We start from the raw sequence: 22599 nt of genomic DNA on the forward strand, positions 1-22599 counted from the left end.
GGTGGGGGGGGGCCGTCCGGCGGGGGGGGCCCTCTGGTGCGGGCGGGGGGGTGGTGGGGGGGCCGTTGGGCTCCCCGGTGGGGGGGGCGGGCGCCGAGTGTCTCGGCGCCGACCCGCTGGGGCCGCGGTCAGTTGGGGTTGTTGGCGTGCCGAGGGGCACCGACGTGGTCAGGGGTGCATGGTCGTGCCCTTGAACACCTTGTCCACCACGTTTCGTGGGGCGTGCAGCGCCAGGCCCACCAGGTCGAGCTTTTCCCGACCGACCGCCTGCACGGCTGCGCGGTTGTCCCGGTCGTTGCCGGTGGCGAACAGCTCAGACGTGAAGATCGACAGACGCAACCCGCGGGTGAGTGCGCGCGAGTGCGCGCCGACCAGTGCCGCCCGATCGCCGGCGAAGACCAGCACCGGCTGGCCGAACATCGGCAGGTAACGGGTGCCGTCCGCATCGCGGTACTCCTCGCCGAGCAGTTCCGGCTCGGCGTTCGCGATGCCGCTGACCAGGAAGGCGGTGACGTTCAGGCGCTGCCAGCTCGCCAGGTCGTTGCGGAGCAGCACGGCGATCTTGGTGGAAAATCGGATCGGTTCGGTCATGGCATCGAGCCTGCTCGCCCGCCGCCGACCGGTCTTGTACGTTCTTAGCGTGGCCACCCGCCCGACGGGCTCGCACGTCAGCGCGTGGCGACCCGCGGTAAGTGGGGTCGCCGAGGTCTTCCACGCCCACTTTGTGGATCACGCCTACCCCCGGCACATCCACGACGTGTGGACGTTGTTGATCGTCGACGACGGCGCGGTCCGCTTCGACCTTGACCGGCACCGGCACGGCGCGCTGCGCACGTCGGTCACCCTGCTGCCGCCGTACGTGCCGCACGACGGCCGCTCCGCCACACCGGACGGCTTCCGCAAGCGGGTCCTGTACCTCGACACCTCGGCGCTCGGTGCCGAGCTGGTCGGTCGGGCGGTCGACGAGCCGGACGTGGCCGATCCGCACCTGCGGGACCGGATCCACCACCTGCACCAGGTGCTCGCCGCACCCGGAGACGAGTTCGAGGCCGAGAGTCGGCTCGCGCTCATCCTGGACCGGCTTCGCCAGCAGTTGCGGCAGCGTGCCCCGGTCAGCGTCCAACCGGTCGTATGCGGCCTCGCGGTCCGACTACGTGAGCTGCTGGACGCCCGGACCATCGAGGGCATCACCCTGAGGGAGGCCGCCGAGGTGCTGCACGCCCACCCGACCCACCTGGTCCGGGCGTTCACCCACGTGCACGGAGTGCCCCCACACGCGTACCTGACCGGTCGCCGGGTCGAGCTCGCGCGCCGCCTACTCCTGGCCGGGCAGCGCCCCGCCGAGGCCGCCGCCGAGGCCGGTTTCTTCGACCAGGCGCACCTGACCCGCCACTTCCGGCGGTACCTGGGCGTCAGCCCGGCCCGATTCCCGGCCTTACGGTCTGGGCGCCGATGACGGAGAGCAGCCGCAGCTTCTCGTCGCTCTCCGACCCGGGTACGGCGGTGAAGACCAGCAACGTCTGGGACTGGTCGGGATCCACCAGGGTCTGGCAGTGCAGCTCCAGCGGCCCCACCTCGGGGTGGATGAAGTGCTTCGACGGGCAGTAGCCGCCCGGCACCGGGTGCTCCCGCCAAAACTGCGCGAACTCCGGGCTCGTGGCCAGCAGCGAATCGACGATCGTCGCGGCCCGCGAGCCCCGGCCGTCGCGGGTGTACGACGCGTGCAGGTGCGCCACGAGGAGCCGGCTCTGCGTCTGGTGGTCCTCCGCCGGGTGCAACTGCCGCGCCTGCGTGTCGGTGAACCAGCGGTGGTGTGCGCTGCGCGCCAGCCCGGTGTGCCGGGTCTCGTCGCCGAGCAGGGCGATGGCCGGTGCGGTCTGCGCCAGGGTTTCGCCGAGGTGGTTCACCACCTGGGCGGGAGTGTCGTGCAGCCGGTCGAGGATGCGCATCATTCCCGGGTTGACGTGATCGGCCCGGACCGTACGGTGCGGGACGGCGTGCCCGGCGAGCTGGAACAGGTGGTCCCGTTCGGTCAGGGAGAGCCGCAGGCCCCGGGCCAGGGCGGCGAGCATCTGCTCGGAGGGGTGCGGCCCCCGCTGCTGCTCCAGCCGGCTGTAGTAGTCGGTGGACATACCGCTCAACGCGGCGACTTCCTCGCGCCGCAACCCTTCGGTACGCCGGCGCTGACCCCGGGGCAGCCCCACGTCCTCAGGCTGGAGCGCCTCCCGTCGCGTACGCAGGAAGCTGGCCAGTTGGGCGCGGTCCACGGTGCCTCCGATCGGCGGACGCCGGCGGTGGACCGGCACGTTGAATGCAACACGCGTGCCGGGCCGCAGTGTTCCGCCTAGCGGGTCGACGCCCGGATCCTGGCCGGGCCAGGTCCGCCTCAGAGGGCGAGGACGATACGGCCGGAGGCGGTGCCGGCGTCCTGCCGGGCCCAGGCATCCGCGACCGAGTCGAACGGCACGATCTCGTGGTCGACGGTGAGCCGGCCCGCCGCCGCGTGCTCGGCCACCACAGTCAGCGCCGCCGCCCGCTGCTCGGTCGACAACCCGTTGTTGGTGTAGCCAATCATCCGCAGCGAGCCGCTGCGCAGCACGGCGGACTCGATGGGCGCGGTCGCGCCGCCGGCACTGCCCAGGTTGACCAGGCGGCCACCCGGACGCAGCACCCGCAGCGCCGCCGCGGCCGGAACACCGAAGACCGGGTCGAGGACGAGGTCGACCGGGCCGTCGGCGACGTGGCGCAGCCGGTCGGCCATGGACGCGACGTCGTCGTCGGGGAGCAGCGGGATGGCGACGGCGGCGCCGAGCTCCTCCGCGCGGGCCCGCGCGGAGGCCGAGCGGGCCACCGCGATGACCCGGCGGGCCCCGCCGAGCAGAGCCAGCTGGACTGCCGCCTGGCCGACCACACCGCCGGCGCCGAGCACGATGACCTGCTCGCCGACGCCCAGACCGCCGTCGTGGGTCAGGGCCGCGTGCGCGGCGACCGCGGAGAGGCCCAGGGCCGCGAGCAGGGTCAGGGGTACGCCGGGCGGCAGCGCCACCACGTCGACGGCAGGCACCGCGACCGTGGTCGCCATGCTGCCGTCGACGCCCGGCCTCATCCCGGCCGAGGTGCCGAACCACACGGGTGCGCCATCGGCAAGGCGGCCGACACCCTGCACGCCCGGCACGTACGGGGTGGTCGGCGTGCCGAAGTAGCTGGTGCCGCTGGCACAGAGCACGTCCAGCGGGGTGATCGGCACGGCCTCGACGGTGACCGCCGCCTCGCCGTCGACCGGTACGGGGGCCGGCCGCTCGGCAATCGTCGGTGGGGTGCCGCAGGCGTTGAGCAGGGCCGCGCGGATCACGTCGCGATGTCCGGGTAGGGCAGCGCGAAGTGGGCCAGCCGGGCGCCGTAGGACTTCTGGTACTCCAGCGGCTCGGTGTTGTCCCGTTCGAAGAGGGCGATGAAGAGGGTCAGGGTGAGGAACGGGTGCGCCCCCAACTCGAACAGCTTCACGTGGTCGTGGGTGGCCAGCGCCTCACGCTCCACCTCGTCGAAGCGCAGCCAGGTGCTCGCCTCGCCGGTGTGGCAGTTCAGCACCGTGTTGGCGCACTCGGCCTCCCACCAGGTGACCAGCTCGCGCGGGTCGCTCCGATAGCGCTCGACCAGCTCGGGGTCCCGGTCGACCATGAAGAGGAACTTGTTCAGCAGGTATTTGCTCATGCCGCCGGCGCTCCGTTCGGGTACCAGGTGAAGTACGCCTCCATGGTGTGGAACAGATCGAAGGTGTCGACGTAGTCGGCCTTCACGCCGGCCCCGGCCACACCCATCATGAGCATGAAGTCCATGAAGCCGTGGGTGGCATTGCCCGGGGAGTGCAGGCTGTCCAACGTGACCTCGCGCAGGCACCCGTCCAGGTCGCCGTTGGCGATCCACTCGACGGCGCGCTGGTCGAACTCCGGGTCCGGGCCGTGCGGACCGAACTGCCGGGGGCCGCCCAGCTCCAGGGAGAGGTGGCCGGTGCCGATGACGGCCACCCGCAGGTGCGACGGCCAGGACTCGACGATCTCGCGGATGGCCTCGCCGAGCTGGACGAAGCGCTTCGGCTGCGGCAGGGGCGGCGCGAAGATGTTCGTGTAGATCGGCACGATCGGCAGGTCGGCCTCGGGCCGCAGCGTGATGATCGGGCAGGTGATGCTGTGGTCGATTCGCAGCTCGTTGCTGAACGCGAGGTCGAACCCGGAGTCGAGCCCGGCTCGCAGGATGTGCCCGGACAGGTCCTCCTGGCCCTTGAGCAGCATCCGGGGCAGCCCGAACTCGCGCTCCTCGTTGTACCAGTTGGCGTCGTAGCTGGGCGCCTTGCCGACCAGGAACTGCGGCATGTTGTCCAGCCAGAGCTGGTGGAAGTGGTCGGAGCCGACCATCACCAGCACGTCGGGCCTGGCCCGCGTCAACGTCTCGCGGAAGGCCAGGATCTTGCGGGTCCACTCGTCGGCGAACGGTGGTCGATCCTCGCCGGTGGCCGTGCTGGCCCGGTAGTAGAAGGGGTGATGGGTGGAGGCGATGACCGCGACGACGGTAGCCATTCCGCTCCTTTCGCTGCAGCAGAGGGGGTCTCAGGGCTCGTAGACGGCGTTGCGGTCCACGGTGCGGTAGATGTCCATGCCGAGCGGCCGCCGCCGCTCCTCGGCGAGGTGCCCGAGCAGCCCCGCCGCGCGGGCCAGCAGGGCGAAACCGCGCAGCATCTCGACGGGAAGCCCGAGGTCGGCGAGCGCCGCGCCGCAGACCCCGGCGCCGTTGAGCGGCAGGGTCCGGCCGAGCACCTGCGGGTGCACCCGCCCGATCGCCTCGAACAGCCGCAGGTGCGGCCCGTGCAGGCCCTCCTCGGTGGCGATCCGGATCAGCACGGGGGTGCGCGGGTCCTGCTCCTTGTGCACGGGGTGCCCGAGCCCGGGGACCAGCCGGCGCTCCTGCTTGGCCCGGGTGACCGCGTCGAGCGCCACCGCGTCGTAGTCGGTCACCTCGCCGGCCTGCGCGAGCGTGTCGGCGAGGAACCGTCCACAGTCCTCGGTGACGCCGAGGAAGCGGGAACCACCGCCGAGCAGGCCCGCGGCGAGCGCGCCCTGCAACGACTCGGGCGCTGACAGGTACGTCAGCCGGGCCGCGATCGCCGTCGGGGTGAAACCGTGGTCGGCGAGCGCCACCAGCACCGCCTCGAAGACCCGTACCTCACCGGGGGTGGGACGGCGGCCGGCGACCAGCCAGTACGCCAGCTCGCCGAAGCCGACCTTGCCCATGAGGTCGCCGGCCAGGTCCTGCCCGAGCAGCGAGATGGTCGTCGGGTCGGACGTGCCGATCCCGGTCGGGAAGCTCAGCTCTTCAGCCACGCGCGGATCTCCTCGCCGTGTTCGTCGAGCCCGGGCGGCGGCAGCTCGTACCGGGCCGGGGTGTCGGAGAAGGTGATGGGGTTGCGGACACCGGGCACGTCGCCGACGGCGACGACCGGGTCGAGCCCCAGCTCCTGCGCGAGTGCCACACCGCCGTCGATGGTGTTGATCGGCGCGCACGGGACGCCCGCGGCGAGCAGGTCCCGGAACCACTCGTCCTTGGTCCGCTTGGCGAGTCGTTCGACCAGCAGGGGTCGCAACTCCTCGCGGTTGGCGGTGCGGTCCTGGTTGCGGCCGAAGCGTGGGTCGTCGGGCAGGCCGGGCAGGTCGAGCACCTGGCAGAGCTTGCGGAACTGCCCGTCGTTGCCGGCGATGACGATCAGCTCGCCGTCGGCGGTGGGCAGTGGCTCGTACGGGAAGAGGCTGGGGTGCGCGTTGCCCATCCGGAACGGGACGGTGCCGCCGGCGACGTAGCCGCTGGAGTGGTTGACCAGCCCGGACAGCGCCGAGCTGAGCAGGTTGACCTCGACGTGCTGACCCCGCCCGGTCTCTCCACGGTGGTGCAGCGCGGCGAGGATGCCGATGCTCGCGTGCAGCCCGGCCATCACGTCGAAGACGGAGATCCCGGCCCGGTACGGCGAACCGTCCGGGTCGCCGGTGAGGCTCATCAGGCCGGAGATCGCCTGCACCATCAGGTCGTAGCCGGGAAAGTCCTTGCCGGCGCCCGTGCCGAAACCGCTGATGCTCGCGTACACGATCTTCTCGTTGCTCGCGGTGACGCTGTCGTAGTCGAGGCCGAACCGGGCGAGGCCACCGGGCCGGAAGTTCTCGATCATCACGTCGGCGCGGCGGGCCAGCTCCTGCGCGGCGGCCAGGTCGTCGGGCTTCTTGAGGTCCAGGGCGACCGACCGCTTGTTGCGGTTGATGCCGAGGTAGTACGTCGAGACGCCGTCGCGGGTGGGCGGCATCCAGGTGCGGGTGTCGTCGCCACCGGGGCTCTCCACTTTGATCACCTGTGCGCCCAGGTCTGCCAGGAGCATCGTCGCGTACGGCCCGGCGAGGATGCGGGAGAAGTCCGCGACGAGCAGGCCGGCCAACGGCCCCGTCGAATGCTGCACCATGTTTCCGCCCGTTCTGCGGACACCTGTCCGCCCGAACAGCTTGCGTCACCTCGCAGTGCCTGTCAACGACTGGTTCAGCGTGCGGAACCATGCCCTTGACACCAATCGTGACCGGGACCACACTTGCGCCACTCGGGCTGGCCGCACAGCGGACAACGGTCCGGATCCCTCGTACCCGGAAAGGAATGGGTGGCGATGAGCGCAACCGACCGGCCGGTGGTCTTCCGTAACGGCCTGGTTCTCACCATGGACGACGCGCACACGGTGCTGCCCGGCGCCGACGTGCTGGTCGTCGGCGACCGGATCGCGGAGGTCGGTGTCGGCCTCACCGCACCCGACGACGCCCTGGAGATCGATGCCACCGACGGCATCCTCATGCCGGGCATGGTCGACACCCACCGGCACATGTGGCAGACGGCCATGCGCGGGTACGGCGCCGACTGGACCCTCACGCAGTACTTCGTCTGGTACTACCTCGAGTCCGGCAAGCTGTTCCGGCCCGAGGACGTCTACGCCGGCAACCTGCTCGGCGCGATCGAGGCGATCGACGCGGGTGTCACCACCACCGTCGACTGGTCGCACGGGCTGCAGACGCCCGAGCACGCCGACGCCGCCGTCGACGCCCTGGAGGCGGTCGACGGACGGTTCGTGCTCGCCTACGGCAACATCCAGCAGGGCCCCTGGGAGTGGGCCACCTCGCCGGAGTTCCGCGACTTCCATCGCCGCCGCATCGACGGTGGCAAGCTGGCCGGCTTCCAGATGGCGTTCGACGTCACCGGCGATCCCGCCTTCCCGGAGCGGGCCGCCTTCGAGGTGGCCCGGGAGTTGGGCGCCGCGGTGACCACGCACGCCGGCGTCTGGGGCGCCACCAACGACGACGGCATCCGGCTGATGCACGAGAACGGGTTCATGAACCCCTCGACCGTCTACGTGCACGCGGCGACGCTCACCCACGACTCGTACAACCGGATCGCCGCGACCGGCGGGTCCGTCTCCGTCTCGACCGAGAGCGAGCAGAGCGCCGGGCAGGGCTACCCGCCCACCTGGCAGCTGCGCCACCACGACATTCCCGTGTCGCTGTCGATGGACACCAGCGTGTGGTGGAGCGGTGACCTCTTCTCGGCGATGCGGAGCACGCTCGGCGCGGACCGCTCCCGGGAGCACCTGGAGGCGCACGCCAAGCAGGAGACCATCACCCACTGCCACCTGCGCGCCGAGCAGGTCGTCGAGTGGGCCACCCGAGGTGGCGCGCGTGCGCTCGGCATGGACTCCACGATCGGCGCCCTCACCCCCGGCCGGCAGGCCGACGTCGTCCTGATCAAGAACGACGCCTCGCCGGTGATGTTCCCGATCCTGAACCCGCACGGTCACGTCGTCTTCCAGGCTCAGCGTGGCGACGTGCACACCGTGCTGGTGGGCGGCCGGGTCGTCAAGCAGGACGGCCGCCTCGTCGGCGTCGACCTCGCCGCCGCGCGGGCCAGGGTGGTCTCCACCATCGACCACCTTCGCGAGGCGATGGGGGAGGAGGCGTGGCAGCGGGGCATGGACCCGGACATCCCCGAGACCGCGATCCTGGAGAACCCGTACCAGTACACCGAGTGGGACGCCGGCTCGGCGCAGTGGAAGCATTAGGACATGAGTGACACCGGAAGGGGCGCCGGACCCGACTTCATCGAGGCTCTCGCCCGTGGTCTCGACGTCCTGCGCTCCTTCCGTCCGGCCTGCCCGTCGATGACGCTCAGCGAGATCGCCGCCGCCACCGGCCTCGCCCGACCCACGGTCCGGCGCATCCTCATCACGCTCGAGGCGCTGGGCTACGTCCGCGCGGTCGGCCGTGGACACACCCTCACCCCGCGCGTCCTGGAACTGGGGATGGCGTACGTCAACGCGCTGAACATGTGGGACGTGGCCCGTCCGCACATGGAGAAGCTGGTCGCGCAGACCAACGAGTCGACCTCGATGGCCCAGCTCGACGGCAGCGACATCGTCTACGTCGCCCGCGTGGCCGTCCCGAAGATCGTCACGCTCGCCGTCACCATCGGCACCCGATTCCCGGCCCCCGCGACGTCGATGGGCAAGGTGCTGCTCGCGGCGCTGCCCCCGCAGACCCTGGCCGCCGTGCTCGCCGAGCCGACCCGCTCCGGCATCACGCCGCGCTTGCAGCCCTCGCCGGGCGACCTGGACGCCGCGCTGCGTGAGGTCCGGGCGAAGGGCTGGGCGCTCGCCGACCAGGACCTGGCCCCGGGAATCCGGTCCGTCGCCACCGGCGTACGCGACGGCGACGGCCGGGTCGTCGCCGCGATCAACGTGACCGTGCACGCGGCCGAGACCTCGTTGGAGACCCTGCGGGAAGAGCACCTTCCGAGGTTGCTGCGCGCCGCCGCCGACATCGGGCACGACTGGGCGCTGACCGCCGCCGTGCCGGTGGTCACCGCCTGATCGACACCCCGACGTCCGGTTGTAATCGGACGGCCGTTCGGATGCGCCGCCGGGTGGTCACGAAATTCGGCGGCGAATCGTCACACCTGGCGGATAGTCTGCCTCCGCGCTTCGTTGCCTCGGTACGTCGCGCCCCGCGCCTGGTCGGCGCGGCATCGCCGCCACCGCCCACCATGGCCGGCTCAATCGACTTCAGGAGAGTCTGTGACACAGCAATCCGTCGCGACGTCGGACAAACTCGACGCCGCGGTGCTCAAGGTGGCCGGCGTCGTCGTCCTTGGCGCGATCATGTCGATCCTCGACGTCACGGTGGTCAGCGTGGCGCTGCCCACCTTCCAGAGTGAGTTCGACGCGAGCTACGCGCGCGTCGCGTGGACGATGACCGGTTACACCCTCGCGCTCGCCACCGTGATCCCGCTCAGCGGGTGGGCGGCAGACCGGTTCGGCACCAAACGGCTCTACATGGTGGCGCTGGCCCTGTTCACGATCGGGTCGGGGCTCTGCGCCACGGCCGACACGATCGGTGAGCTGATCGGCTACCGCGTCCTGCAGGGTCTCGGCGGCGGCATGCTCATGCCGCTGGGCATGACCATCATGACCCGGGCGGCCGGCCCGCACCGGATCGGCCGGTTGATGGCCGTCCTCGGCATCCCGATGCTGCTCGGGCCGATCGGCGGCCCGATCCTCGGTGGTTGGCTGATCGACGTCGCGAGCTGGCACTGGATCTTCCTGATCAACCTGCCGATCGGCGTCGTCGCGCTGATCTACGCGCAGATGGCGCTCCCGAAGGACGCTCCCGAGCCGTCCCAGTCGTTCGACTTCATCGGCATGATCATGCTCTCGCCGGGCCTCGCCCTGTTCCTCTACGGCGTCTCGTCGCTGCCGGAGGCGGGCACCTTCTCCGAGGCCAAGGTATGGGCCCCGATGCTGGTCGGCGGCGCGCTGGTGGTGGCGTTCGTTCTCTACTCGTTCAAGCCCCGGCATCCACTGCTCGACCTGCGGCTGTTCCGCAACCGCAGTCTGACCATCGCCTCGGTGACCCTGTTCGTGTTCATCATCGCGTTCATGGGCGCCGGCCTGCTGTTCCCGAGCTACTTCCTGCAGGTGCGCGGTGAGACGACGCTGGCCGCCGGTCTGCTGATGGCCCCGCAGGGCATCGGCGCGATGATGACCATGCCGATCGCCGGCACGCTGGCCGACCGGGTGCCGATCGGCCGCACCGTCCCGTTCGCGCTGGCCCTCATCGTCATCGGGTTCTTCGGCTTCACCCAGGTCGACCCGCAGACCTCGTACTGGCTGCTCGGTGGGTCGCTGTTCGTGATGGGCCTGGGCATGGGCGGCACGATGATGCCGATCATGACGTCGGCGCTGCGGACGTTGCAGGCCCAGGAGGTGGCGCGCGGCTCGACGTTGGTCAACATCCTCCAACAGATCGGCGGGTCGGTCGGCGCCGCCGTGATGTCGGTGATCCTCACCAACGAGCTGAACGGCTCCCGGCCGATCCCCGGCATGGTCGACCCCAGCGGTAAGCCGGTCACCGAGGCCGGGCTGGCCATCGCCGCCCAGCAGCGGCCAGAGCTGCTCCAGCAGATGCCGGTGGACCCGTCGATCATCGAGCGCGGGCTCGACTTCGCCGCCAAGTCGTTCGCGACCACGTTCTGGGTCGCGTTCGCGCTGGTCCTGCTCACGTTCATCCCGGCCGCGCTGCTGCCGCGTCGGCGTCAGCCGGCGCAGCTCGACGACCCGCAGGGCGAGCAGGTCAAGACGCCCGTCGTCATCCACTGACCGACACCGCCGCGCTCAGCACCCGGTGCGGTGCTGAGCGCGGCGGGTACGGCGTCAGCGCAACGGGCCGTCGCCGGGCCCGTCGGGGTCCTCGACCACGTGCATCGCGGCTTCCTCCGCGCTGGCGGCACCCGCGTCGATTCCGGCGTCCCACGCCACCGACTCGGCTTCCTCGTCCTCGCGGACGCCCTCGTCGTAGGCGACGAGACGGCCCGCGCGGGCCTCCCGCTCGTACCCCCGGCGGGTCAGCTCGTCCTCGTCGTCGCCGCCCTCGGCGTACGGGTCGACGTCCGGTACCTCCTGGGCGAGGTACTGCTCCACAGACTCGCCCGCCCGCTGCTCGGCGGGCGTGGTGCCGAACCGGTTCGCCGCCGTCCAGTGGTCCTCGGCGATGATGCCGGTGTCGAGGGGGTCGCCGACCCGGTCGTCGTCCAGGGTGTCGGAGGCGTCCAGAACTCCGTCGTCCTCTGCCACGTTCCACTCGTCAACGGAATCCATCCGCTCGGTCTGGCTCACGGTGGTCTCCTCTTCGTCACGGTGTAGCGATGGACCCAGCCTATGGCTGTTCAACGCCGCCGCATCTTGAGGCCTGCCCGGTGTGACGGACGGACCTCGGGGCGCGTCGTGCGGCGAGGATCAGCGCCGCAGCAGCTCCACCACGGCCTGGGTGAACTCCACCGGCTGCTCGATGTGCCCGAAGTGCCCGCTCTGCTCCAGCAGCACCAGGCGGGAATCCTTGAGCCCCGCGTGCAACTGCTCGGCCCGGCGAGGGCCGCAGATGAAGTCGTACGCCCCCACGATCACCACGACGGGTGCGCTGATCTCACCCAGGTCGTCCCGCACGTCGAAGGGCGTGGGGTCCTGCGCGCCCGCTGGCGCCGACCAGATCCGCACAGCGGCCTGGAACGGGGCGAACTCGTCCTGGCGGCCCCAGAAGTCCGCGAAGTAGACCGGCACGGCCGCCCGCAGTGCCGCGCTCAACGTCTCGTCGTCGGTGGCAGCGCCGATCTGCCCGAAGGCCGCCGGGACCACCGCCGCCTCCGGCCGGTCCGGGTGCCGCTGCGGGTAGGCGGCGAGACCGGCCATCGCCTCGGCCCAGAACTCGGCGCCGGTGACGGGCGAGGTGTCGTACAGGGCGAGACCGGCGACCCGGTCCGGGTGCGTCAGCGCGTACCGCTGGACGACGAAACCGCCGTGCGAGTGCCCGAGGAAGTACACCCGGGGCTCCCCGAGATGCGCGACGACGGCGTCGAGGAACCGGACGTACGTGTCGAGACGGTAGTCGTCGGGGCTGCCGAGCCGCCCCGAGGCGCCCGTGCCGACCGGCTCGACGTACACCATCGTGAAGTGCTCTTCGAGGCTGGGCGTCCGCAGGTAGGCCCACTCGATGCCGGGGCCGCCGGAGTGCGCCACGCACACCGGGCCGGTGCCGGCGACGTGGTAGACCTGCCGAACGTCGTCGACGGTGAACGTGTGGGCACCCGGTGCGAGGGCGCTGACGTCGTGGTTTGTGGGACCCATGAACTATCTCCCGATCCGAGACCCGCGCGGCGTGTGCCGACACGGCAACTGGTGCATGACGCGGACCAGATGCGGGGGTCGAGGAAAAAGTTCGCTGGGACGGGAAAGTTCTTCTCAGATCAGCGCCGGCTGGCGGATCTCCCGCGCCGCGACGGGGTGGAAGAGGGTGAGCTGGCGCACCCGGCCCTCGCGCAGTACCTGCAACCACAGCGCCGCGGGCGGGCAGTGCTCCGGGTCGTCGGGCGGGCTGATCAGGTCGGTCTACGGCGGACGGGTGTGCCGTCGCCCCGGGTGGGCGCCCGCCCTACGCCACTGGTTGGCCGGCGGCGCGGGTGGCCCGGGTGCCGATCTGCCGCAGGTACGCGATCAGCTCAGGCGGCTCGTGCACCTCGACCTCACAACCGAGGGTCAGGAGGCGCCACGCCAGCCATTCCAGGGTGTCCGCGTCGCTACGCAACCGGCACGAGTTCGCGTCGATCGGCTCCAGGTCGACCCCGGCACCGCTGAGCGGTTCGGCCACCCGCTCGACGGGTGCGTGCAGTGTCACCACCGCCCGGTAGACGGGCGTCAGCTCAAGCAGCTTCTCCGTCATGAACGACGCGGCGTCAGGTGCCGGCAGTTGACGGGCGGCGACACGCGTCCGGGTGGGCCGCTGGTCGCTGATCCGGTCGACCCGGAAGATCCTCCAGTCGTCGCGGTCGTTGTCGTAACCCACCAGGTACCAGCGCCGGCCCGCCGACACCAGCTTGTACGGCTCGACGAGCCGTTCGCTGTGCACGCCGTCGCGGCGGCGGTAGGTGAATCGCAGTTGCTCCCGGTTGGTCACGGCGACGGCCAGGGCGGTCAGGTGCGCGGGATCAACCGTCGGGCGGTCCCAGGTGAGCAGGGGTTCGGTGGCAGCGCCCAGAACGCGCACCCGCTGGCGCAGTCGTGACGGCAGGACCTGTTCCAGTTTCGCCAGCGCCCGTACCGACGCTTCCTCGATGCCGGCCACCGAGTGACCGGCGGCGGTACGCAGACCGACCGCGATCGCCACCGCTTCCTCGTCGTCGAGTAACAGCGGCGGCATCGCCTTGCCCGCGACCAGGCGGTATCCGCCGACCGAGCCCATCGTCGCCTGCACCGGGTAGCCGAGGTCACGCAGTCGTTCCACGTCGCGACGGATGGTGCGCAGGCTGACGCCGAGCCGGGTGGCGAGTTCGCTGCCGGGCCACTCACGCGGGGTCTGCAACAGCGACAGCAGGCCCAGCAGCCGGGCGGGGGTGTCGGACATGGCTCCAGAATGCCAGCGATGTGTGCCAGAACCTGACCTAGATGGGTCGTAGCGTGGCCCGCATGACGCCATTCCGCATCGACATCCCCCAGTCGGACCTCGACGACCTGCGCGACCGCCTCGCCCGGACCCGGTGGCCCCGCTCGTTGCCCGGCGCCGGTTGGGACCGTGGGGTGCCGGTGGACTACCTCCGCGAGCTGGCCGCGTACTGGGCGAACAGTTACGACTGGCGGGCGCACGAGGCCCGGCTGAACGAGTTCCCCCAACTCGTCACCGAGATCGACGGGCTGGACGTGCACCTGCTGCACGTCCGCTCGCCCGAGCCGGACGCGCTGCCGTTGCTGCTCACGCACGGCTGGCCGAACTCCATGGTCGAGTTCACCGAGCTCATCGGCCCGCTGACCGACCCGCGTGCCCACGGCGCGGACCCGGCGCAGGCGTTCCACGTGGTGGTGCCGTCGGTGCCCGGCTACGGTTTCTCGCAGGCGCCCCCGGCCGGGTTCACTGTCGACCGGCTCGCCCGGATGTGGACCGAGCTGATGGCCGGCCTCGGCTACCACCGGTACGGCACCCAGGGCGGCGACCTCGGGGCGTACGTCGCGCCGGCGGTGGCGACGGTCGCACCGGAGGAGGTGGTGGGCGTGCACATCGACGGAGGTTTCGGCTTCCCGACCGCAGCCGACGTGCCGGGCATGAGTGAGCCGGAACGCGCCGAGTGGGAGCAGATGCAGCAGTGGATGAGCGGCGGCGTGGACCATCACGCGTTGCTGCGGGCCGCGCCGCAGACCTTCTCGTACGCCTGGAACGACTCGCCGGTCGGGCTGCTGGCCTGGATGATGCACAAGTTCAAGGAGTTCACCATGACGGTGCCGACGCCGGAGCAGGCCATCGACCGCGACCACCTGCTCACGAACGTGAGCCTCTACTGGTTCACCGGCACGTCGGGGTCGTCGTCGTGGCCCATGTACGAGCGCCTCACACTGGCCGATGACGGCGGGTTCGCCTGGCCCAGGGGCCAGCAGCGGGTGCCGTCCGGCGTGTACGGCGGCGGGTCCGCACTGATGCGCCGCCTCGCGGAGCGAGACAACAAGATCGTCCACTGGCCGCAGGGCAACCCGGGCAGCCACTTCGTGGCGATGGACGAGCCGCTGGCACACGCGGCGGACATCCGCGCCTTCTTCGCGGGCCTGCGATGACCGACCTGACCTGGGCTCAGGTATCCGCCCGGCGTCTTGCTCGGCACGGGCTCTCGGCACCGGCGTCATCCGAGGCGGAAGCGGCACCGGACGCCGAAGGCGTCGCCGACGTGGTGTCCGCGATGTGCGGCGCGCACGCCCAGGTCGCCTCCGCCGCCGAGTTGTCCGTCGGGCTCCGGGTCCCGGGTGCCACCCGTGCTCTGGTGCGCCAGGCGGTCTGGAGGGATCGCACCCTGGTCAAGACACGCGGGCCGCGCGGGACCGTCCATCTGCTCGCCGCCGCCGACCTGCCGATGTGGATCGGCGCGCTGTCCGCGTTGCCGGCCCCGGCGTGGGAGCAGAGCCGCGACCTGTTGACCCCCGAGCAGACCGAGCAGGTCCTCGCCGCCATCGCTGACGCGGTGGCCGAGGCCGAGTTGACGACCGTCGAGCTGACCGAGGAGGTCGTCGCCCGCACCGGCCCGTGGGCGGGCGAGCGGGTCATGGAGGCGTTCCAGGACAGGTGGCCCCGCTGGATCGCGGCGATGACTGCGGCCACCCGGGGCGGGGTGATCTGTTTCGGCCCGAACCGGGGCCGCGCCATCACCTACACCAGCCCGGCGCGTTGGCTACCCGGGTTCACGCCGATGGACGGCCGTGCCGCGCTGGCCGATCTCGTCCGCCGCTACCTCTACGCGTACGGGCCGGCCACCCCGGCGCAGTTCGCCCAGTGGCTGTCGGTGCCCCTGCGGTGGGCGACGTGGCTGTTCGGCTCACTGGAGCTGACCGAGGTGACGGTGGAGGGCGTTCCGGCGTGGGTGGCGGCCGGCGACACCGACTTTCCGGACGACCGGCCGTCGGGGTTGCGGTTACTGCCCTACTTCGACGCGTACGCAGTCGGCTGCCACCCGCGTGAACGGCTCTATCCCGGCGCCGCCGCCGAACGGGCGCTGGCTCGTGGGCAGGCCGGCAACTATCCGGTGCTGCTGGTCGAAGGGGTGGTCGCCGGAGTGTGGCACCAACGCCGCTCCGGCCGCGCCATCCACGTCACTGTCGAGCCGCTGCGGGCGCTCGACGCCGGTCGGCAGCAGGAGTTGGAGGAGGAGGTCGAGCGGGTCGGTCAGATCCTCGAAGGTAGAACCTCCCTGACCGTCGGCACGGTGAGCGTCGGTCCGCACGCCTGAGACCGCTACTGCCGATCCCCTCAGGCAGGATGAGTGTGTGGACATCGAACCGGTCGACTGCGCGCCCCGGCAGATCTTCCCCTGGGCGATCCTGCGGCAGCGCTGGGAGGACCTCACCTTCCTGCACTGGGCCGTCGCTCCGGAACTCGTCGCACCGCTGCTGCCTGCCGGCACTCGTCCGGACACTGTCGACGGTGTCAGCTACGTCGGGCTGATCGGCTTCCGGATGGTCGGGCTGGGCTTTGGCCGCGGCCCCGGGGTGCCGTACTTCGGCACCTTCTGGGAGACCAACGTCCGGCTCTACTCGGTCGACGACACCGGCCGGCGAGCTGTGGTGTTCCGGTCGCTCGACGCGTCCCGCCTGGTGCCGGTGCTGGTCGCCCGCGCGACGCTGCGGCTGCCGTACCTGTGGTCGTCGATGCGGTTGGACCGTGACGGCGACCGACTCACCTACCGGTGCCGGCGTCGCTGGCCCGGGCCCGCGGGTGCGGCGAGCCGGATGGTGGTGCGGGTGGGGGAGCAGATCGCCGAACCGACCCCGCTCGAGCACTTCGTCACCGCCCGCTGGGGGCTGCACACCCGGGCGTACGGCCGCACGCTGCACCTGCCGAACTGGCATCCGCGCTGGCCGCTGCACCGGGCCGAGCTTCTGCACCTCGACGACGAGTTGGTCACCGCCGCCGGGCTGCCGGTACCGGTCGGGCCGCCGGCCAGCGTGCTCTACTCGCCCGGTGTCGGGGTCAGGTTCGGCCCGCCGGTGGCGGTCCGGCGGCCCGGCTGAGTGAGGCCGGGCCGCCGGCCTGTCAGTATCGGCCGCCCTCGGGTGCGGGCAGGGCGTCGAGGTCGGTCAGGTCCTCGGCGCTGAGTCGGACGTCGCCGGCCGCGCAGTTGTCCACCAGGTACTTCGGGGTCTTGGTGCCGGGGATTGGAATGACCTGGTCACCCTGGGAGACCGCCCACGCGAGCGCGACCTGCGCGGGGCTGACCCCGGCCCGGTCGGCGATCTCCCGGACCCGGGCGACGATGGCGAGGTTGGCGCGTAGCGCGTCCTGCTGGAAACGCGGCAGGCCGCGGCGGAAGTCGTCGGCGGGCAGGTCGTCGAACGAGGTGAACCGGCCGGCGAGGAAACCGCGACCGAGCGGGGAGAACGGCAGGAAGCCGATGCCCTGCGCCACGCAGTACGGCAGCACCTCGGCCAGCGGGTCGCGGGTCCACAGCGACAACTCGGACTGCACCGCCGCCACCGGGTGGACCGCCTGGGCCCGCTCGATCTGGGCCACCGTCACCTCGGACAGACCAATCTGTCGTGCCTTGCCCGCCGCCACGACCTCCGCCATCGCACCCCAGGTCTCCTCGATGGGCACCTCTGGGTCGACGCGATGCAGCTGGTAGAGGTCGACGTGGTCGGTGGCGAGGCGGCGCAGGCTGTCGTCGATCGCCGTGCGGATGTGCTCCGGGCGGCCGTTGTTGCCGATCTTCGGGGAGTTGCCGGGACCGCCGGTGGGGGAGGTGACCACCAGGCCGGCCTTCGTCGCCAGAACGGCCCGTTCCCGGTGACCGCCGGCCAGGGCCCTGCCGACCAGTTCCTCGTTCGTGTACGGCCCGTACACGTCCGATGTGTCGATCAACGTCGCGCCCAGGTCCAGTGCCTGCCGGATGACGGAGATCGAGGTGTCGTCGTCACGGGGGCCGGTGATGTCGTATCCATGAGTCATGCCCATGCAGCCAAGGCCGATGACGCCGACCTCGGGACCTGCTTTGCCCAGCGTGGTTGTTCGCATGCGTCCTACGCTACGACCGGAATGCGCTTCGCGTCCCGGCGCGGGTGACACGGACGCAGCGTCCCGGCCCAGTAGCGTCGGCTGCGTCGACTACTCTCGCCGTCTCGCGACTGGCAGGGGGCTACGACATGATTCGCGTTCGTGAGTTCGGTTGGCCGGACTACGAGCGCGTCGCGGCACTGTGGACGGCGACGGGTCGCGACGTGCTGCCCCGCGCCGAGCTGACGGCGAAACTGACGCGTGACCCGCAGTTGTTCCTGGTCGCCGAGGTTGACCAGGCTGTCGCAGGGGTGGTGCTGGGCACCTATGACGGCCGACGCGGGATGATCCTGCGCCTGGCCGTCGATCCGGCGTACCGCCGACGGGGTCTTGCCACCCTGCTCGTCGCCGACCTGGAGGGACGGTTCGCGGCGTTGGGTTGTCCGCGGGTCAACCTGCTGGTCCTGCCGAAGGACACGGCGGCACTCAGGTTCTGGCAGGCGCTGGGGTATGTGCCGCAGCCCGACGTTCTCTGTTCCAAGCCGATGGGCGTCACCCGGGTCGGTAGGGCGTCGGGGGCGGTCTGACCGCCCCAACTTTCACTTAGGCCTTGACCTAAGTGACGTGTGCCGGCATAGTTAGGCACATGCCTAAGCATGTGGGTGGGGAGGACGGCGCACTCGACCGTGTGCTCCACGCGTTGTCCGACCCCACGCGCCGCCAGGTCATCGAGCGCCTCACCGAGGGGCCGGCCACGACCAGCGACCTGGCTCGTCCGTTCGACATGGCACTGCCGTCCTTCACCCAGCATCTGCACGTCCTCGAACACGCCGGCCTGGTGACGTCCGAGAAGAAGGGCCGGGTGCGCACCTACCGGCTCGCGCCCCAGCCGCTCGAACACCTCGACACCTGGCTCGCCGCGCAGCGCACGCGGTGGACCCGACGTCTCGACCAACTCGATTCGCTTCTCTACGACCTGAAGGAGCAACAGCGATGATCGCCTACACCGTGAACCCCGACCTCGACCTCGTCCTGGAGCGCACCGTCGACGTGGCGCCCGAGCTGGTCTGGCGGGCCTGGACCACGCCTGAGTTAATCGTGCAGTGGTTCAGCCCGAAGCCCTGGTCGACCGTCGCCTGCGAGATCGACCTGCGTCCCGGCGGCAGGTTCGACACGACCATGCGCTCGCCCGAGGGCGAGGAATTCCCGAGCAGCGGCTGCATCCTGGTGGCCGACGAGGGCTCGACGCTGGTCTTCACCTCCGGCCTTGGACCCGGCTTCCGTCCGCAGATCGCCGAGGACGGCTTTCTGTTCACCGCGGTGGTCCGGATCGAGCCGGACGGCGCGGGCACGAAGTACACCGCCATCGCCATCCACCCCGACGCGTCGGCGAAGAAGTCGCACGAGGAGATGGGCTTCCACCATGGCTGGGGCGCGGCGCTGGACCAGCTGGTCGACCTCATGAAGGCGCGCTGAACGCCGCCCGCCCCCCCACCAGGGCCGGTGCAGCTCCCGGCCAGCGGGAAATCAGCCGCCCGACCTTGAGTCGAATAGGCGATGATCGATAGGCTCGACCGTAGGCGCCGCCCCGCCTCAGTCCATCGCCATCGATCGACCGAAGCGGGTTCAGCATGCGCAAACTGAGATTTGTCACGGCTATGGCCGTCGCCGGCCTGCTCGCCGCTGTGGTGGCGATGGTCGCCACACCGGCCAGCGCGGCGACCGCCGTGTTCTCCGTGACGAACAGCTGGGGCAGTGGCTATCAGGGCCAGGTAACCGTCACCAACAACACCTCCACACAGATCACCAGCTGGCGGGTCGAGTTCGACCTGCCGTCCTCCTCGAGCGTCAGCCAGTCGTGGAACGTGCAGCAGGCGACCTCCGGCAGCCACTACACCTTCACCAACGTGTCCTGGAACGGGACACTCGCCGCCGGCGCCTCGACCTCGTTCGGCTTCCTCGTCAACGGCTCCGGCACCCCGGCGAACTGCACGGTGAACGGCGCGTCCTGCGCAGGCGGCCCGCCTCCGACGCCCACCCCCACCACGCCGAGGCCCACCCCCACCCCCACCACCCCGACCCCCACTCCGACGGTGCCGCCGACCTCCGGCACCCCGGTCGAGCGGTACGGGCAGCTACGGGTCTGCGGCACCGCCATGTGCGACAAGAACGGCGCGCGGGTCCAGTTGCGCGGTATCAGCAGCATGTGGCTCAACTGGGAAACCGCCCCGTACGCCGAGAACCTCTCCGCGCTGACCTGGATGCGGGACAACTGGAACCTCCAGGTGATCCGCGCGGCCATGGGCGTGGAGCCGGCGGGCGCTTACCTCAGTGACCCCGTCAAGGCACGTACGCAGGTGGAGACCATCATCAACAACGCGGTCACCGCCGGGGTGTACGTGATCGTCGACTGGCACGCACACGAGGCGCAGAACAACCAGTCCCAGGCGGTGGCGTTCTTCGGTGACCTGGCTCGCCGTTACGGCAACCTGCCCAACGTCATCTGGGAGCCCTACAACGAGCCGTTGCAGGTGAGCTGGACCAGCGTCATCAAGCCGTACCACCAGGCGGTGGTGTCCGCGATCCGCGCCGCCGACCCGGACAACATCGTCGTGCTCGGCACCCCGACCTGGTCGCAGGACGTGGATGCCGCGGCGGCCAGCCCGGTCGCCGGCACCAACCTGATGTACACACTGCACTTCTACTCGTGCACCCACGGGGCGTCGCTGCGCGCCAAGGGCGACGCCGCGATCCGCGCGGGCCTGGCGCTGTTCGTCACGGAGTGGGGTGCCAGCCACGCCGATGGCGGCCTCGACGGCCGGGCGTGCCTGCCGGAGGCGCAGTCCTGGATCGACTGGATGAAGGCGAACGGCATCTCCTGGACGGCGTGGAAGCTCGACGTCGGCACCGACACCACCAACCTGCTCAGCCCCGGCGCGCCGGTGACCGGCGGGTGGACCAACTACCTGCACGGCCACGCGCCGTTCGTGGTGGCGAACATGAGGTGACCCGAGCCCTTCTCGGGTTGTGATCAACTCCAGGTCGGCGATGTCGGGGTGCCTAGGTCGGCGGGATGCCCCGACATCGCCGATCTCGTGTCGATCACGCACGGGCAGCCCTCGCAGGGGCAACGCGTCGGTAGGCGTTATGCCTGTGAGTCATATAAATGCCCCTGAGGTATATCGCTTTGGACCGCGGCGGGGGCGGGGGCGGGGCGATCAGCGTGACGCTGGCGCCGGTGGTCGAGATGCAACATGCGCGAAGATCCGCCGAGCCCCGCCGTGCGCCTCACGCACGGTGGCCCGGAGGCGCAGGAGCGTCCCGGTTGCAACCCGCTGTTCCAGGCCCTCGTCGCGCAGGGTGTCGCGGTCTTCGCGCCCAACGTACGGGGATCGTCCGGGTTCGGCCGATCCTTCGTCGCCGCCGACACCCTCGCCGGCCGGTACGGCGCGATCGCCGACGTGGCGGCCTGCGCCGACTTCCTGGTCGACAGCCGCGTCGCCCGGCCCGGCCAGCGCCACTGACCCACATCGACCGGCTCGACGTGCCGGTGCTGCTCATCCACGGCGCCAACGCCACCAACGTGCCGGCCGGCGAGTCGACGCAGGTGGCGCAGGCGCTGCGGCCCGGGACGTGCCCCACGGACACCTGGTGCTCGTGGGCGAGGGGCACGACTTCCTGGCGCGCGCCAACCAGGAGGCGGCTCGTACGGCCACCACCGCCTGGCTCACCCGGCACCTCGCCGTGACCGCGAGCCCTTTCGGCTGAGGCGATATCCTGCGCCGGTGGAGGTCACGGCACAGGGGGAGCGGTTGGCCGCCGAGCTGGGTCGCTGGCTGGCCGACCTGACCTTCGTCGACCTGGACACCGACGAGGTCACCGCGCGGGTGATCGACTCGGTGGTGCGGTGGGCCGAGGCCCAGGGCTGGCGGGTCTACCGGCGCGCGCCCAGCGTGCTGCCGTTGCCACCGCCGCTGGCGCAGCGGCACTCGGTCCTCGACGTGGCGTGTGCCCGCCCCGACGGCCCGCCGGTGGTGGTGGAGGTCGACCACACCGACCGGGCCCGGACGGTGCAGAAACTACGCGCGGAGGCGGACGCCGGTCGGATTCCGATCTGGGTGCGGTGGGGCGTCGGGCGTTTAACCGCGCCGCCACTGCCAGTGCGGATGGTGACCGTCGAGGTGACCCGGCGTGCAGGGCCGGCGGGGCGCGGACGGTTGCACAGTCGTACCGGCGAACGCCCCGCGCCGGCGCACTCGACCGGAGGCGGCACGGCGGACGCGCAGGCACTGCCCATCCCGCTGTCCGACCCGGTTGCGGACGCGTAAGGGCATCTGAAGCGAATCGTAAGCGGGAGTTGGCAGAGTCCTGGATGTCACCGGAGAACACGACCGACACCCAGGAGATCCCGATGCGCAAGCTCATCAACTCGACCTATATCACCCTCGACGGCGTCATCGAGAACCCCATGTGGACCGGGCCGTACTTCGAGGAGGAGGCCGCCGCCCTCGCCGGCTCACAGACGGACGACGCCGACGCGATGCTGATGGGTCGGGCCACCTACGACGGCATGTCGGTCGCCTGGCCGAGCATGGACGAGAGCGACCCGAGCACCGGCGCGGCGTACTTCAACAACGTCAAGAAGTACGTCGCCTCGACCACCCTGACCAACCCCACCTGGAACAACACGGAGGTGCTCCAGGGCGACCTGGTCGAGGCGGTCACCAAGCTCAAGGCCCAGGAGGGCAAGGACATCATCCAGTACGGCTACGGCTCGGTCACCGCGCAGCTGGTCCGGGCGGGCCTGGTGGACGAGGTCCGGTTCTGGATCCACCCCGTGCTGGAGGGCGGCGCCAGCCTGACCACGCCGCTGACGGACGTCAAGGCCTCGTTCGAGCTGATCGACACCCGGGTGCACAAGAACGGCGTGATCATCGCCTCGTACCGGCCGAAGACGGCCGGCTGA

The 22599-nt window shown here is 70.9% G+C and carries 26 protein-coding genes; 15 read left to right on the forward strand and 11 right to left on the reverse strand.

The annotated features are described in order from the left end of the window. Positions 1–168: 168 nt before the first annotated feature. A complete protein-coding gene (locus ABZT18_RS10455) occupies positions 169–591 on the reverse strand; it encodes a DUF2000 domain-containing protein (RefSeq protein ID WP_354991913.1) in 423 nt (140 codons plus the stop codon). A gap of 49 nt (positions 592–640) precedes the next feature. Between ABZT18_RS10455 and ABZT18_RS10460 the strand changes: the two genes are divergently transcribed. Next, a complete protein-coding gene (locus tag ABZT18_RS10460; protein WP_354991912.1) occupies positions 641–1456 on the forward strand; it encodes an AraC family transcriptional regulator in 816 nt (271 codons plus the stop codon). On the opposite strand, the gene ABZT18_RS10465 is transcribed toward ABZT18_RS10460, so the two are convergent. The 6 genes from ABZT18_RS10465 to ABZT18_RS10490 form a co-directional block, all read right to left on the reverse strand. Beyond that, positions 1413–2267 (reverse strand): helix-turn-helix transcriptional regulator, encoded by an 855-nt coding sequence (locus tag ABZT18_RS10465; protein WP_354991911.1) that lies wholly within the window; start codon positions 2265–2267, stop codon positions 1413–1415. The two genes, ABZT18_RS10460 and ABZT18_RS10465, sit on opposite strands and share 44 nt — an antisense overlap. A gap of 119 nt (positions 2268–2386) precedes the next feature. Beyond that, a complete protein-coding gene (locus ABZT18_RS10470) occupies positions 2387–3352 on the reverse strand; it encodes a zinc-binding alcohol dehydrogenase family protein (RefSeq protein ID WP_354991910.1) in 966 nt (321 codons plus the stop codon). Beyond that, on the reverse strand, positions 3349–3711 hold the full coding sequence (locus tag ABZT18_RS10475; protein ID WP_354991909.1) for a hypothetical protein: 363 nt from the start codon (positions 3709–3711) through the stop codon (positions 3349–3351). Before ABZT18_RS10475 ends, ABZT18_RS10470 begins: the two co-directional genes overlap by 4 nt. Next, entirely contained in the window at positions 3708–4574 is an 867-nt protein-coding gene (locus tag ABZT18_RS10480; RefSeq protein ID WP_354991908.1) for an extradiol ring-cleavage dioxygenase, read from the reverse strand. Before ABZT18_RS10480 ends, ABZT18_RS10475 begins: the two co-directional genes overlap by 4 nt. Before the next feature lie 30 nt (positions 4575–4604). Then, on the reverse strand, positions 4605–5375 hold the full coding sequence (locus ABZT18_RS10485) for a citryl-CoA lyase (RefSeq protein WP_354991907.1): 771 nt from the start codon (positions 5373–5375) through the stop codon (positions 4605–4607). Continuing rightward, positions 5360–6496, reverse strand: a complete 1137-nt coding sequence (locus ABZT18_RS10490) for a CoA transferase (protein ID WP_354991906.1) — start codon at positions 6494–6496, stop codon at positions 5360–5362. Before ABZT18_RS10490 ends, ABZT18_RS10485 begins: the two co-directional genes overlap by 16 nt. Before the next feature lie 195 nt (positions 6497–6691). Between ABZT18_RS10490 and ABZT18_RS10495 the strand changes: the two genes are divergently transcribed. From ABZT18_RS10495 to ABZT18_RS10505, 3 genes are all read left to right on the forward strand, one after another. Beyond that, positions 6692–8128, forward strand: a complete 1437-nt coding sequence (locus tag ABZT18_RS10495; protein ID WP_354991905.1) for an amidohydrolase family protein — start codon at positions 6692–6694, stop codon at positions 8126–8128. A 3-nt stretch (positions 8129–8131) separates the two neighbouring features. Continuing rightward, positions 8132–8935 carry an IclR family transcriptional regulator C-terminal domain-containing protein gene (locus ABZT18_RS10500; protein ID WP_354991904.1) on the forward strand — a complete coding sequence of 268 codons (804 nt, stop codon included), beginning with the start codon at positions 8132–8134 and terminating at the stop codon, positions 8933–8935. Between the two features lie 204 nt (positions 8936–9139). Then, a complete protein-coding gene (locus ABZT18_RS10505; RefSeq protein WP_355251032.1) occupies positions 9140–10720 on the forward strand; it encodes a DHA2 family efflux MFS transporter permease subunit in 1581 nt (526 codons plus the stop codon). 54 nt (positions 10721–10774) lie between these two features. Here the strand turns inward: ABZT18_RS10505 and ABZT18_RS10510 are convergent, their stop codons facing one another. The 3 genes from ABZT18_RS10510 to ABZT18_RS10520 form a co-directional block, all read right to left on the reverse strand. Then, entirely contained in the window at positions 10775–11236 is a 462-nt protein-coding gene (locus tag ABZT18_RS10510) for a DUF5709 domain-containing protein (protein ID WP_354994381.1), read from the reverse strand. Positions 11237–11356: 120 nt separating this feature from the next. Then, positions 11357–12241 carry an alpha/beta hydrolase gene (locus ABZT18_RS10515; RefSeq protein WP_354994380.1) on the reverse strand — a complete coding sequence of 295 codons (885 nt, stop codon included), beginning with the start codon at positions 12239–12241 and terminating at the stop codon, positions 11357–11359. A gap of 304 nt (positions 12242–12545) precedes the next feature. Further along, complete coding sequence (locus tag ABZT18_RS10520; RefSeq protein ID WP_354994379.1) at positions 12546–13514, reverse strand: YafY family protein; 969 nt, start codon at positions 13512–13514, stop codon at positions 12546–12548. A gap of 62 nt (positions 13515–13576) precedes the next feature. Here ABZT18_RS10520 and ABZT18_RS10525 point away from each other — a divergent pair, with 62 nt between their 5' ends. Genes ABZT18_RS10525 through ABZT18_RS10535 form a run of 3 tightly spaced genes read left to right on the forward strand, consistent with a single transcriptional unit; the run spans position 13577 to position 16654 of the window. Next, positions 13577–14710 (forward strand): epoxide hydrolase, encoded by a 1134-nt coding sequence (locus tag ABZT18_RS10525; protein WP_354994378.1) that lies wholly within the window; start codon positions 13577–13579, stop codon positions 14708–14710. Next, on the forward strand, positions 14707–15873 hold the full coding sequence (locus ABZT18_RS10530) for a winged helix DNA-binding domain-containing protein (RefSeq protein WP_355251035.1): 1167 nt from the start codon (positions 14707–14709) through the stop codon (positions 15871–15873). Before ABZT18_RS10525 ends, ABZT18_RS10530 begins: the two co-directional genes overlap by 4 nt. Positions 15874–15910: 37 nt before the next feature. Beyond that, positions 15911–16654: a DUF2071 domain-containing protein gene (locus tag ABZT18_RS10535; RefSeq protein WP_355251038.1), complete on the forward strand. Its 744-nt coding sequence runs from the start codon at positions 15911–15913 to the stop codon at positions 16652–16654. 22 nt (positions 16655–16676) lie between these two features. Here ABZT18_RS10535 and ABZT18_RS10540 read toward each other — a convergent pair whose 3' ends face one another. Continuing rightward, the gene (locus tag ABZT18_RS10540) at positions 16677–17654 is read right to left on the reverse strand and encodes an aldo/keto reductase (protein WP_355251041.1); all 978 of its coding nucleotides are present in this window, start codon (positions 17652–17654) and stop codon (positions 16677–16679) included. Positions 17655–17782: 128 nt separating this feature from the next. On the opposite strand from ABZT18_RS10540, the gene ABZT18_RS10545 reads away from it, so the two are divergent. From ABZT18_RS10545 to ABZT18_RS10580, 8 genes are all read left to right on the forward strand, one after another. Continuing rightward, a complete protein-coding gene (locus tag ABZT18_RS10545; protein ID WP_354994374.1) occupies positions 17783–18220 on the forward strand; it encodes a GNAT family N-acetyltransferase in 438 nt (145 codons plus the stop codon). Between the two features lie 59 nt (positions 18221–18279). After that, on the forward strand, positions 18280–18630 hold the full coding sequence (locus ABZT18_RS10550) for a metalloregulator ArsR/SmtB family transcription factor (RefSeq protein ID WP_355251044.1): 351 nt from the start codon (positions 18280–18282) through the stop codon (positions 18628–18630). After that, positions 18627–19109 (forward strand): SRPBCC family protein, encoded by a 483-nt coding sequence (locus ABZT18_RS10555; RefSeq protein ID WP_355251047.1) that lies wholly within the window; start codon positions 18627–18629, stop codon positions 19107–19109. Before ABZT18_RS10550 ends, ABZT18_RS10555 begins: the two co-directional genes overlap by 4 nt. Positions 19110–19264: 155 nt before the next feature. Beyond that, the gene (locus ABZT18_RS10560) at positions 19265–20641 is read left to right on the forward strand and encodes a cellulase family glycosylhydrolase (protein ID WP_355251050.1); all 1377 of its coding nucleotides are present in this window, start codon (positions 19265–19267) and stop codon (positions 20639–20641) included. A gap of 246 nt (positions 20642–20887) precedes the next feature. Next, a complete protein-coding gene (locus ABZT18_RS10565) occupies positions 20888–21157 on the forward strand; it encodes a prolyl oligopeptidase family serine peptidase (RefSeq protein WP_355251053.1) in 270 nt (89 codons plus the stop codon). A gap of 109 nt (positions 21158–21266) precedes the next feature. Next, a complete protein-coding gene (locus ABZT18_RS10570; RefSeq protein WP_355251056.1) occupies positions 21267–21401 on the forward strand; it encodes a hypothetical protein in 135 nt (44 codons plus the stop codon). A gap of 17 nt (positions 21402–21418) precedes the next feature. Continuing rightward, on the forward strand, positions 21419–21961 hold the full coding sequence (locus tag ABZT18_RS10575; RefSeq protein WP_355251059.1) for a hypothetical protein: 543 nt from the start codon (positions 21419–21421) through the stop codon (positions 21959–21961). Positions 21962–22005: 44 nt separating this feature from the next. Beyond that, complete coding sequence (locus ABZT18_RS10580) at positions 22006–22599, forward strand: dihydrofolate reductase family protein (RefSeq protein ID WP_354994367.1); 594 nt, start codon at positions 22006–22008, stop codon at positions 22597–22599.

This window comes from Micromonospora sp. NPDC005291 (assembly GCF_040607415.1).
In the GTDB taxonomy this organism is placed as follows: domain Bacteria; phylum Actinomycetota; class Actinomycetes; order Mycobacteriales; family Micromonosporaceae; genus Micromonospora.